Origin of the sequence: Synechococcus sp. EJ6-Ellesmere (assembly GCF_024345875.1) — a bacterium.
In the GTDB taxonomy this organism is placed as follows: Bacteria; Cyanobacteriota; Cyanobacteriia; order PCC-6307; family Cyanobiaceae; genus Regnicoccus_A; species Regnicoccus_A antarcticus.
Genome location: NZ_JAGQBY010000110.1, coordinates 1 through 10,500, shown reverse-complemented (window position 1 = coordinate 10,500; position 10,500 = coordinate 1). Strand labels below are relative to the sequence as shown.

The window sequence follows — 10,500 nt, the reverse complement described above, 5'->3', positions numbered from 1 at the left end:
CGGCGGATTCCCCCAGCGCCTTTTTGCAGTCCATCATGCCGGCGCCGGTTTTCTCGCGCAGTCCCTTGACGAGCTTCGCTGAGATCTCAGCCATGGGAGGGGAAAGGAGGAAGGGAAGGGTGAAGGTGGTGATCAGGGGTCCCGAACAGCTCGGAACCCCGGGCAAACCTCAGGCCTGAGGCCTGAGCTCTGAGTCAAGAGGCTTCAGGCCTCGTCGTCTTCGGCGCGTTGTTCCTGGCTGCCGTGGCGACCTTCGTTGATCGCATCGGCGAGACGTCCCAGCACCAGCTGCACGGAGCGGACGGCGTCGTCGTTGCAGGGGATGGGGACGTCGGCCAGGTCAGGGTCGCAGTTGGTGTCGAGCATCGACACCAGGGGGATGTCGAGCTTGCGGCACTCGAGGACGGCGTTGTTCTCGCGACGCTGGTCAACCAGCACCACCACGTCCGGGAGGCGGCGCATGTTCTTCAGGCCGCCGAGGTACTTCTGCAGACGCTCCAGCTCGCGTCGCAGAACGGCCGCTTCCTTTTTCGGACGCATGGCGATGGCGCCGGAGCTCTCCATCCGCTCCAGATCCTTGAGGCGGTCGATGCGGGCGCGCATCGTGCTCCAGTTGGTGAGCATGCCGCCAAGCCAGCGCTGGTTCACATAGGCGGCGCCGCAACGGCTGGCCTCGATGGCGATCACCTCGGAGGCCTGCTTCTTGGTGCCCACGAAGAGGAAACGCTTGCCGCTGCGGGAGGCATTGCGAGTCCACTTGTAGGCGTTGTTCATGCAGACGGCAGTCTGCACGAGATCAATGATGTGAACCCCGTTGCGCGCGCAATAGATGTAGCGCGACATCTTGGGATTCCAGCGACGCGTCTGGTGCCCGAAGTGGGCACCAGCCTCCATCATCTCGGAGAGGGTGACAACAGCCATGGTTGGGAAGGGTTTCGGGTTCGCCTCCACCTGCCAGGGATCAGACGCGATGACCCGGAAGGGGTATCACCGGTGCCGACTGAGCACCCGAAACGGACAGGTGTGCGGTTTATTAAGGACAACCCAAGCTACCAAACGGTCAGCGAAGGCCCTCGGCGCGGGCTTCGCGGAACAGGGCGCGGACCCCCAGGCGGTTGAGCGGCAAGCGCAGCAGCTCCATGGCCAGAGCGTTCTGGCCATGGCGGATCAGCCAGGCCAGCAGCGGCCGCAGCGTGCGCTCGTTGACCAGCCCCCCCAGGGTGAGCAGCTCCCAGAGCAGGCGGTGCCACCAGGTGAACTGAATGATGAAGCGCACCCGCCGGGTGGGGTGCTTCCGGTAGAACACCAGCCCCATGCGGGCCCGCTCCTGCTCAATCCGTACCAGATCGGGCAGTTGCTCCAGGCTCAGCGCTGGATGCCAGTGGTACCCCACCGCCGCCGGGCAGCGCACCAGCTCCACCCCCAGGCGCCGCAGCCGCTCCCCCAGCTCCAGGTCTTCCCAGCCGTAGAGGCGGAAGCCGGTGTCGAAGAGGCCGGAGCGCTCCAGAAGCTGGCGATCGATCGCCACGTTGCCGGTGGCGAAGTAGGCCCAGGAGTGATCGCGCAGCTTGTGGGGTTCGCTGGTGGGATCCTCGAAATTGGCTGTGTTGATCGCCGCGCCATAGGTGAAACAGAGCCGGTTGCCGCTGCGCTGCCAGTGGGCTTCCAGGGTCCGGGCATGCTCCAGCAGGAATGTTCCGGTGACCACCAGATCGCTGTCGATGAACACGATCACATCACCCCGGGCGTGATCCACGCCGCGGTTGCGGCCCTCGGCGGGTCCGCCATGGTTCTGTTCGATCAGGCGCACATGGGGGAAGCGCCCCGCCTCCCGCCGCAGCCACCCGGCGGGGCCGTCGGTGGAGCCGTCATCGACCACCACCACCTCGTACCCCTCCAGGGGCGGCTCCAGCCGCTGATCCTCCAGGGCCAGCAGCGCCTTCTCCAAGATCGGCCGGCGGTTGTAGGTGGGGATGACGACGCTGGGAAACATGGCTCGGCTGCCGGGGGGTGATGGGGCATAAAAAAGGGATCCCTCGGGATCCCCACGCCCGTCAGTCGCCACGCTCGGGGGCCTGACGGGCGACACCAGCTCCTGGCTCAGTCGGCAGCGCCGCCGTTGTTGGCCGTGCCGGTGACGCCGTTGCCGGCACCTTCACCACGACCGTCGTTGCGGAGCTTGCGCTTCTTGAACTTGCGGGCGTAGGCGCGGTTGCGCTCCTGCTTTTCCTTCTTCAGATTCCTGCGTTTCGCCATGTAGTGGTTCGGCCCGTTGGGGAGATTCTCCAGCCTACCAAGCCCGGCCCATCGGGCTTCAGACAGCCGGTTCCGGCTCAGGTACCCGGGCGGCGATCAGGCGGCCGTCCTCCATCTGCACCAGCCGGTCGGCCACATCAAGGATACGGGGGTCGTGGGTCACCATCAGCACGGCGCAATGCTGCTCCCGGGCGAGGCGTTTGAGCAGATCCACCACCTCGCGGCCGCTCTGTTTGTCGAGGGCTGCGGTGGGTTCATCGGCCAGCAGCAGGCGGGGGTGGGCCGCCAGGGCCCGGGCGATCGCCACCCGTTGCTTCTGGCCTCCTGAGAGCCCGTGAGGCAGTTTGTCGAGTTGGTCGCCGAGGCCCACGGCCCGCAGCCACTCGCGTGCCTGATCGCGCCTGGCTCGGTAGCCGAGGTGCGGCAGGAGGTCGGAGCCCATCTGCACGTTCTGCTCGGCGCTGAGGCAGCGCAGCAGGTTATGCCCCTGAAAAATCATGCCGATGCGTCGCCGCAGTTGCTGGCGCTGTCTCCTGCTGGACCCGTTCAGGTCCTGGCCCAGCACCCGCACATGGCCCTGCTGCACCTGGCGCAGGGCTCCCGCCAGGGTGAGCAGGGTGGTCTTGCCACAACCTGAAGGTCCGGTCAGCAGCACCACCTCCCCGGGCTGGATCGTCAGGCTCACCTGCTGAAGCACCTGGCGGCGCATCTCGCCGACCCCATACCAGTGGCAGAGCCCGTCCACCTCAACCATCGGTGGCGGAGATCCTTCTGGGGAGGTAAGGGCGGGAAGAAATGAGGGGGAGTCGGTCATGGCGGCACGGCTGAGGTGGCGGTCAGAAGATCTCGGCGGGGTCGGCATCCCCCAGGCGGCGCATGGCCATCCCAGCCGAGCCCATGCACATCACCAGGATCAGGCTGAACACCAGCACGGCCCTGGGGGTGTCCATGTAGACCGGCAAGCGGGTGGCTGATCGCACCAGCGAGTAGAGACCCTGGCCGGCGGCATAGGCCGGCAGATAGCCGAGCAGAGCAAGCAGCAGACCCTCCCGGGCCACCACCCCCAGCAGGGTGGAGAGGGGATACCCCATCGCCATCAACGTGGCGTACTCCGGCAGGTGATCACTCACATCGCTGTAGAGGATCTGATAGACGATCACGCACCCCACGATGAAGCCCATGGCGGCACCGAGGGTGAAGATGAAGCCGATGGCCGTGCTGCTGCGCCAGTAGTCCTTCTCGAAGTCCATGAAGCCCTGCTTCGTGAACACGTTCACGTCTTTTGGCAGGGAGGCCTCGAGGCGCTGCTTCACCTCCGCTGGATCCGCCCCAGGCCGCAGGCGGATCAGGCCCACTTCGATGCTGCCGGGGGGCGTGTTGGGAAGCAGCTGCAGGTAGGTCTCGCTGCTGGTGAGGATGTTGCCGTCGGCCCCGAACGACACACCGAGGGCCACCAGGCCCCCGACGCGCACCCGCTTGCCGCCGATCTCGCTCTCCACGGTGCGGCCCTCCCGGAACCACTCCGCCACCGGACCGAACTCGGGCCTGGAGAGTTCATCGAAGAGCACCCGGCCCCGCTGGTTGAGCACCTTGGCTTTGGGCGCCAGGCCAGGATCGGTGAACAGGGGATCCCTCGGCTCAAACCCGAGGGCCAGGATCGAGCGGGTGCTGAGGTCCTTGGGATTGCGCCAGATCACCAGGTTCCAGTGCACCGGCGTGATGCCGGCCACGTCGGGATCGGCGAGGGTCTGCACCAGCCGCCGGCGGGGAAAGCCGGCCATGCTCACCGAACTGCTGGAGCGGGGGCTGAGCAGCACCAGATCGGTGTCGAACAGCTTGTGCACCGTGACGCTGGCGTCGAACAGGCCGTCGCGGAAGCCGAACTGCATGAACATCAGAATCCCGGCGAAGCTGATGCCCGCCAGGGCCACCGCCAGCCGGGCCGGTTGCCGGGTGAGCAGCAGCCAGGCCAGGGGAATCCGGCGCCGGTTCCAGAGCGCCGCCAGCCTGGGCAGAGCGCTCATGGCTCGAAGCGGATCACGGTCTTGAGTCCGGCGCGAGTCCTGACCCTGGCAATATCAGCCGGCTCGAGGGCAAGCCGCACTTCAACAATGCGGGCATCGGCATCGCCGGTGGGGTCGGTGGAGAGCACATCCCGCTGGCGAACCTGGGGGCTGATCCGGATCACCCGGCCATTGAGGGTGCCGCTGAAGCCTCCGTTCTCGCTGGTGATGGTGGCCCGCTGGCCCAGTTGCAGGCGGTTGATGTCGCTCTCGTAGACCTCGGCAAGCACTTCCATCTGGTCGCTGGCTCCCAGTTCGAGAATGCCGTCATCACCGGGACGCTCGCCAACCCTGGACTGCAGCTTCAGCACGGTGCCGCTGAACGGTGCCCGCAGCTCCGTGTTGACCAGATCGGCCTCGGTCTTGACCAGTTCGTCCTGGGCTTCACGCAGATTGCCCTTGAGCTCCACCAGGGTGAGTTCGCGGCTCTCGAGGTCAGCGGCCGGGGTGGCACCTGCCTTGGCCAGCTGGCGGTAGCGGGAGATTTCACGCCCCAGCAAGCTCACCTGATCGTTGAGGTTGGCGATGCGGCTCTGCAGCAGCCGCCGTTGGGCCTGAAGGGCGGGGCCGGTGTCGAAGGTGGCCAGCAACTGGCCCTCCTGCACCCGCTGGCCTTCCTCCACCAGCAGCTTGGTGATGCGAGGACTGCCGCCGATGCCGGTGATCGGTGCGGCCAGCTTGCGAATGTTGCCGGCGGGCTCCAGGCGTCCAAGGGCTGAGACCGCCTCCAGCGTCCTGGGCTGGGCGGTGGTCTGGGGCGCGGCCTCGGAACTGGTGCTCTGCTGGCTGCGGCTGATCAAAATCGCTGCCCCGGCCACCAGCACCAGGGCAGAGGCGCCGATCAGCCACGGACGCAACGGCAGACGGCTCATGCCGGTGGCAGAGGATCGTCGAACAGGAGCTGCTCGATGTAGCGATCCGCCCAGCTCGGGTTGAACGCCTTCTCCAGCACGCGACGGGTCTTGTCGTTCCGTTTCTGCTGCTGGCAATACGAGAGCTGGCCGTGATATCTCGAAACCGTAGCGGGGTCATCGCTGGCCTGCTCCGGCGTGCTGGCCACGGCCTTGCCCATCACCGCCAGCAGTGCGGCCACCTCCTCGAGGAACCAGCCGTCCTCCTGTTCGCTCGTCGGCCGCACGAAGCGCACGAAGGGGGAAAAGATCGTGCCCCAGGCCGGCAGCTCCCGCGGTTGGCTGTAAGGGCGGCGCGGCAGGGCGGCCAGGTCGGCGGAGATCCCGGCCGCCAGCTCACCGCCCGTTGGGGAGAGATCGGCGATGGCGGCCGAGACCCCGGCCGGTCCGGCCACGATGTCTGCGCCGAAGACGGGCAGGTCGTAGCGGGGATCCGGGAAGAACACGCAGTGCAGGATCTGCAGACCTGCTCCCAGCCGTGCCGTTTCCAGGTGCAGTTTGCGCAGGCCGCGGCAGCGGCGCAGCTCATTGCGGATGAACAGCTTTTCGCCGTCGAGGCTGCCGCTGATCGCCTCGAGATCGGCCTCGATGGCCAGGGGAGCCAGATCCGGCAGCGTGCTCCAGCTTCTGCGGATCGTTTCGGCCAGGGCATCCACCAGGGGGTGCAGACCGGAGGAGGCTGGGCGCTGATCGGGGCTGGGGGCGGGGACGGTGGAGGTCACGGGGCAGCCTCGGCCAGCAGAATGTTGATCCTGCCACGCCCTTTCGGCCCAGTCGTTGCCCCTCCCCTCCCGACCCCCGCTCCAGGCTGCCGACAGCTTCGAGGATCCATGCCTGCTCCGCCTCGCCAATGGGGTGGATGTGGTGAGCCTGAAGCAGGAGCAGGCTCCCCTGGTCTGTATTGACTTCTGGTGCCAGGCCGGCAGCGCTGGTGAGGGGCCCGGGCAGGAGGGGATGGCTCACTTCCTGGAGCACATGGTCTTCAAGGGCAGCGAGCACCTGGAGGCGGGGCAATTCGATCACCGCATCGAGTCGCTGGGCGGCAGCAGCAATGCGGCCACAGGCTTCGACGACGTGCACTACCACGTGCTCGTGCCAGCGGAGGCGGTGGCTGAAGCCCTGGAACTGCTGCTTGATCTGGTGCTCAAGCCACGGCTCGATCCCGGGGATTTCCGGATGGAGCGCCAGGTGGTGCTCGAGGAGCTCGCCCAGAGTGAAGATCAGCCCGAGGAAGTGGCTTTCCAGCGCCTGCTCCACCTGGCCTGTCCCCAGCACCCCTATGGCCGGCCGATCCTGGGGAACCGCGGGGCCCTCAAGGCCCAGACCCCCGAGGGGATGGCCTCCTTTCACAGCGGCGCCTACCGGCCCCGGCGCTGCAGTCTGGCCCTGGCCGGTGCCCTTGATCAGTTGCCGATTGAGTCCCTGCTGGAGGCCAGTGCCCTGGCCGGCCTTGAGCCTCTGGCCTCGGCAGATCAGCCAGGCCCAACCCTGGAGCTGCGTCCTGGGGTCCACGAGCTGCGGCTGCCCCGGCTTGAGGCGGCCCGCTTGCTGATGGCCTGGCAGCTTCCCGCCGCTGACGATCTGGAGGCGGTGGCCGGCGCCGATCTGCTCACCAGCCTTCTGGCCGAAGGGCGCCGCAGTCGCCTGGTGCAGCGGCTGCGCGAAGAGCTGCGCCTGGTGGAGAGCATCGATCTGGATCTGAATGTGCTGGAAGCCGGCAGCCTGGCCCTGCTCGAAGCGGTCTGTGCCCCGGAACAGGTGGCGGCGGTGGAGGAGCAGATCGCCGTGGTCTGGCAGCAGATCTGTTGCACCCTTCCCCCGGAGAGTGAGCTGGAGCGCGCCCGGCGGCTTGTGGCGAACGGCTACCGCTTTGGCTTGGAGTCGGCGTCGTCAGTGGCGGGGCTGATCGGTCACCAGTGCCTCTGGGGGCGCTTGCGACCACTGCGCCATCCCCTTGAGCTGCTGGAGCGCTGGAGCGTTGAGCGCCTCGGCGCTGAGCTGCTGCCGCTGCTGGCGCCCGAGCGGGCCTGCCGCCTGCTGGCCCTGCCCGCATGAGCCGCTCCACACCCCTTCCTCTTCTGCCCCAGCCCGAGCGCTTCGAGCTGCCCGGCGGCTGCCCGGCGTCGGTGCTGCGCCGCGAGGGGCCGGCAATTCTCTCCGCCAGGCTCTGGATCCGTGGCGGCAGTGCCGCCGATCCCCCTGGCCAGCGAGGCCGGGCCCAGCTGCTGGCGGGCCTGCTCAGCCGAGGCTGCGGTGATCTCAGTGGCGACCAGCTGGCTGATCTGGTGGAGGGCCTCGGCGATGAACTGCGCTGCGAAGCCAGCGAAGACGCCCTGGTGATCAGTCTGAAGTGCGCCAGCGACGATGCCCCGGCTCTGCTGCCCCTGCTGGGGGTCATGGTGCAGCGCCCCTGGCTCGATCCCGATCAGATCAGTCTGGAGCGGCAGCTCAACCTGCAGACCCTCGGCCGCTTGCGCGAAGACCCCTTCCAGCAGGCCCACGACCAGTTGCGTTCGCACCTTTACGGCGAGGGCCCCTACGGCCACGACCCCCTGGGCGTGGAGGCGGAGCTGGCCGATCTTGATCGTCCCCAGCTGCTTGATGCCGCCGCGGCCCTGGGGAGCCAGGGGGCAGCCCTGGTGCTGGTGGGCCGGCCACCCCATGACCTGGAGGAGTTGCTGCAGCCCCTCGGCAGTCAGGCCTGGAGCAGCCGATCACCGTCGCTGCTGAGCGGACAGGAGGCGGTGAACGAGGCTGGCCTGGTGCTGGAGGAGCAGGACACCGAGCAGCTGGTGCTGATGCTCGGGGCCGCCACGGTGCCCCTGGCCGATCCCCGCTCCCTGGCCCTGCGGCTGCTGCAGTGCCACCTGGGGGTGGGCATGTCGAGCCGGTTGTTCGTGGCCCTGCGGGAAGATCACGGTCTGGCCTACGACGTGGGCGTCCATGCCCCGGCCCGTTGCGGTGCCGCCCCGTTCGTGTTCCACCTCTCCAGTTCCGCGGAGCGGGCCGCTGAGGCCACCACCGAGCTGCTTGCCGAGTGGCAGCGTCTGCTGGATCAGCCCCTGAGCGAGGAGGAACTGTCCCTGGCGATCGCCAAGTTCCGCGGCGCTTCCGCCGCCGGCCGGCAGACCTGTGGCCAGATCGCCGATCGCCAGGCGATGGTGCTGGGCCATGGCCTGGGCTGGTCCTACGCCGATGAGGCGCTGGAGCGGGCCGGCAGCCTCGACCCCGACAGTCTCCATGTGGTGGCCCGCCAACTGCTGAGCCGGCCGAGCCTGAGCCTCTGCGGACCGCCCCAGGCCCTGCGGGCCGCCGGCAAGGTCTGGTGGGCTCACCCCTTCGGCCGCCCCTCGGGAGTGCAGGCGCTGAGCTGAGCGACATCCAGAAGGAAGGTGCCGCGCCGGAAGCGCACCGCCAGTTGGTTGATGGCCCGCAGGGCCATCACCTGGCCGGCTTCATCGCCATCGACCAGATCGGGGGGGCGCAGCATCGGCATCGGATCGGCGGTTTTGAGGTAGGTGATCCGGGCCGTGATCCGCACCCAGTCGCCCACGTTGAACGGCGCGGCTTCGGGCTCACCGGCAGGACTGGAAGGCTGATCCGTTGGTGGATGGTTCGGAGGGTCAGTCGTGGCCTTGGCGGAGTGATCGGAGGGTGGATCGGGGGGGCTCATCGCCACAGCTGTTCAGCTGGCATCCACTACAGCAGGATGGGGGCAGCCAATCACCCTTCGTTTGCGGGCCTTAGCCAACTGGAGTGGCGCCCTTGTCGGGCTGCTGCTGATCATCATGGGGGGTCTGATCCAGGCCGCTGTTCCCCTGCCCCTTGCGGGGGGCGGACTGCGCCTTCTCGACCTGCCCGTCACCGCCCAGGTGCCGGCGCTGTTGCTCACGGCCCTGGTCTGCGGGCCAAGGCCGGCTCTGCTGGCGGCGGTCGCCTACCTCAGCCTCGGCCTGCTGGTGCTGCCTGTGTTCCATTCCGGCGGTGGCATGGCCTACCTGCTGGATCCCGGGTTCGGCTACCTGGCTGGATTCGTGCCGGCGGCCTGGGTCAGTGGACGGCTGGCCCGCCAGGAGGGGATGGGTGAGCTGCTGCGCCTGCTGGGAGCTGCCTTCTTCGGGCTGGCGGTGATTCAGCTCAGTGGCATCGCCAACCTCCTGCTCGGAGCTCTGGCGGGCCGATGGGCCAATGGGCTGCCCGATCTGCTGATCGCTTACAGCCTCGGCCCGTTGCTGCCCCAGCTGCTGCTTTGCTGCGGCGTGGCGGTGCTGGCCTGGCCCCTGCGCCGCCTCCTGCTGGTGCAGCCATGAGCGGGGCGGGGAGCTCCAGTCGCCGCCTCGCCTGGACCGTGGCGGGGCTGGTGGTGGTGCTCGACCAGCTCAGCAAGGCGTGGGCCACGGCCGCTCTTCCCTCGGGCCTGGCGGAACCGCTGATCCCGGGGCTCCTGCGTCTGCGGCTGGTGTTCAACACCGGAGCCGCCTTCAGCCTGCTCACCGGTCACACCGTCTGGCTGGGGGTGGTGAGTCTGGTGGTGGCGCTGCTGCTGGTGGTGTGGATCCAGCGCCATCCTTCTCTGCCGCGCTGGCAGTGGCTGGGGCTCGGATCCTTGCTCGGGGGCGCTGTCGGCAATGGCCTCGACCGCTGGCGGATCGGTGGCGTGGTCGATTTTCTTGAGTTGGTGCCCGTCCAGTTCCCGGTGTTCAACCTCGCCGATGTGGCGATCAACGTGGCGGTGGTCTGCCTGATCCTGGACCTCTGGGAGGGACGCCCCCGTGAGCGCCGTTGAGGGCTTGAAAAGGGGCTTGGTGGAGCTGGAGAGCCCGCCGGCCGCTCAGGTCGAGATCCATCTCGGCGGCCAGCCCCCCCGCCGGATGGCGCTCCACGGCCGCCTGGTCCGTCTTGGCCGAGATCCTGGTCTGGAGCTGAGCCTCGACCACCCTGCTGTCAGCAAGCAGCACGCCCGGCTCGAAGCGGTGGGCCACCAGTGGCTGATCCGTGACAGCGGCTCCACCAACGGGCTGTTCTGGCGGGGCCAGCGGATCCGGGAGCTGCTGCTGCGGGATGGCGATGTGGTGCGCTTCGGCCCCCCCGAGCAGCCGGGGTTGCCGGAGCTGGTGTTTGAGCGCAAGCCGATGCCCCGGGGACTTCGGCTCGCCCGCGGTCTCACCCTTGTTCTGGCGGGCGTGAGTTCGGTGGGGCTGCTGCTGCTGGCTCTGGCCTTCCTGTGGACCCCGGTGCGGGGCAGCCTGGCGCCGGTGCGAGGTCCCCTC

13 protein-coding genes and 1 pseudogene are annotated in these 10,500 nt (G+C 68.2%); 5 read left to right on the top strand and 9 right to left on the bottom strand.

Translation table 11 applies throughout. The features are described from left to right. The 8 genes and pseudogenes from KBY78_RS12235 to KBY78_RS12200 all read right to left on the bottom strand — a co-directional run. Nucleotides 1–133, bottom strand: a pseudogene (locus tag KBY78_RS12235) (elongation factor Ts); the annotation flags it as partial. A 71-nt stretch (nt 134–204) separates the two neighbouring features. Then, nucleotides 205–921, bottom strand: coding sequence for a 30S ribosomal protein S2 (gene rpsB / locus KBY78_RS12230; protein ID WP_006171627.1), 717 nt, complete (start codon nt 919–921; stop codon nt 205–207). 139 nt (nt 922–1,060) lie between these two features. Next, entirely contained in the window at nt 1,061–1,993 is a 933-nt protein-coding gene (locus KBY78_RS12225) for a glycosyltransferase family 2 protein (protein ID WP_255143820.1), read from the bottom strand. A 107-nt stretch (nt 1,994–2,100) separates the two neighbouring features. Continuing rightward, nucleotides 2,101–2,256: a hypothetical protein gene (locus KBY78_RS12220; protein ID WP_006171625.1), complete on the bottom strand. Its 156-nt coding sequence runs from the start codon at nt 2,254–2,256 to the stop codon at nt 2,101–2,103. A 58-nt stretch (nt 2,257–2,314) separates the two neighbouring features. Then, a complete protein-coding gene (locus KBY78_RS12215) occupies nt 2,315–3,010 on the bottom strand; it encodes a DevA family ABC transporter ATP-binding protein (protein WP_255143821.1) in 696 nt (231 codons plus the stop codon). A gap of 82 nt (nt 3,011–3,092) precedes the next feature. Continuing rightward, nucleotides 3,093–4,280 carry an ABC transporter permease DevC gene (devC, locus tag KBY78_RS12210; RefSeq protein ID WP_255143819.1) on the bottom strand — a complete coding sequence of 396 codons (1,188 nt, stop codon included), beginning with the start codon at nt 4,278–4,280 and terminating at the stop codon, nt 3,093–3,095. Next, nucleotides 4,277–5,191 (bottom strand): HlyD family efflux transporter periplasmic adaptor subunit, encoded by a 915-nt coding sequence (locus KBY78_RS12205; protein ID WP_255143818.1) that lies wholly within the window; start codon nt 5,189–5,191, stop codon nt 4,277–4,279. Before KBY78_RS12205 ends, devC begins: the two co-directional genes overlap by 4 nt. After that, a complete protein-coding gene (locus tag KBY78_RS12200) occupies nt 5,188–5,952 on the bottom strand; it encodes a phycocyanobilin:ferredoxin oxidoreductase (protein ID WP_255143817.1) in 765 nt (254 codons plus the stop codon). Before KBY78_RS12200 ends, KBY78_RS12205 begins: the two co-directional genes overlap by 4 nt. Before the next feature lie 55 nt (nt 5,953–6,007). On the opposite strand from KBY78_RS12200, the gene KBY78_RS12195 reads away from it, so the two are divergent. Together KBY78_RS12195 and KBY78_RS12190 are read left to right on the top strand one after the other, a co-directional pair. Beyond that, nucleotides 6,008–7,285: a pitrilysin family protein gene (locus KBY78_RS12195; RefSeq protein WP_255143816.1), complete on the top strand. Its 1,278-nt coding sequence runs from the start codon at nt 6,008–6,010 to the stop codon at nt 7,283–7,285. Next, nucleotides 7,282–8,604, top strand: a complete 1,323-nt coding sequence (locus tag KBY78_RS12190; RefSeq protein ID WP_255143815.1) for a pitrilysin family protein — start codon at nt 7,282–7,284, stop codon at nt 8,602–8,604. Before KBY78_RS12195 ends, KBY78_RS12190 begins: the two co-directional genes overlap by 4 nt. Here KBY78_RS12190 and KBY78_RS12185 read toward each other — a convergent pair. Further along, the gene (locus KBY78_RS12185; protein WP_315856668.1) at nt 8,562–8,903 is read right to left on the bottom strand and encodes an NAD(P)H dehydrogenase assembly family protein; all 342 of its coding nucleotides are present in this window, start codon (nt 8,901–8,903) and stop codon (nt 8,562–8,564) included. The two genes, KBY78_RS12190 and KBY78_RS12185, sit on opposite strands and share 43 nt — an antisense overlap. A 61-nt stretch (nt 8,904–8,964) precedes the next feature. Between KBY78_RS12185 and KBY78_RS12180 the strand changes: the two genes are divergently transcribed. The 3 genes from KBY78_RS12180 to KBY78_RS12170 form a co-directional block, all read left to right on the top strand. Continuing rightward, a complete protein-coding gene (locus tag KBY78_RS12180) occupies nt 8,965–9,540 on the top strand; it encodes a biotin transporter BioY (RefSeq protein WP_255143814.1) in 576 nt (191 codons plus the stop codon). Continuing rightward, a complete protein-coding gene (lspA, locus tag KBY78_RS12175) occupies nt 9,537–10,016 on the top strand; it encodes a signal peptidase II (RefSeq protein ID WP_255143813.1) in 480 nt (159 codons plus the stop codon). The genes KBY78_RS12180 and lspA overlap by 4 nt, the downstream gene beginning before the upstream one ends. After that, on the top strand, nt 10,003–10,500 hold a 498-nt coding region (locus tag KBY78_RS12170), incomplete at its 3' end, for an FHA domain-containing protein (RefSeq protein ID WP_255143812.1). The genes lspA and KBY78_RS12170, both read left to right, overlap by 14 nt.

What these genes read in the sequence shown, in the direction of transcription:
- KBY78_RS12225 (WP_255143820.1), bottom strand. Translation starts at nt 1,993, where the DNA reads ATGTTTCCCAGCGTCGTCATCCCCACCTACAACCGCCGGCCGATCTTG.
- KBY78_RS12220 (WP_006171625.1), bottom strand. Translation starts at nt 2,256, where the DNA reads ATGGCGAAACGCAGGAATCTGAAGAAGGAAAAGCAGGAGCGCAACCGC.
- devC (WP_255143819.1), bottom strand. Translation starts at nt 4,280, where the DNA reads ATGAGCGCTCTGCCCAGGCTGGCGGCGCTCTGGAACCGGCGCCGGATT.
- rpsB (WP_006171627.1), bottom strand. Translation starts at nt 921, where the DNA reads ATGGCTGTTGTCACCCTCTCCGAGATGATGGAGGCTGGTGCCCACTTC.
- KBY78_RS12205 (WP_255143818.1), bottom strand. Translation starts at nt 5,191, where the DNA reads ATGAGCCGTCTGCCGTTGCGTCCGTGGCTGATCGGCGCCTCTGCCCTG.
- lspA (WP_255143813.1), top strand. Translation starts at nt 9,537, where the DNA reads ATGAGCGGGGCGGGGAGCTCCAGTCGCCGCCTCGCCTGGACCGTGGCG.
- KBY78_RS12215 (WP_255143821.1), bottom strand. Translation starts at nt 3,010, where the DNA reads ATGGTTGAGGTGGACGGGCTCTGCCACTGGTATGGGGTCGGCGAGATG.
- KBY78_RS12190 (WP_255143815.1), top strand. Translation starts at nt 7,282, where the DNA reads ATGAGCCGCTCCACACCCCTTCCTCTTCTGCCCCAGCCCGAGCGCTTC.
- KBY78_RS12185 (WP_315856668.1), bottom strand. Translation starts at nt 8,903, where the DNA reads ATGAGCCCCCCCGATCCACCCTCCGATCACTCCGCCAAGGCCACGACT.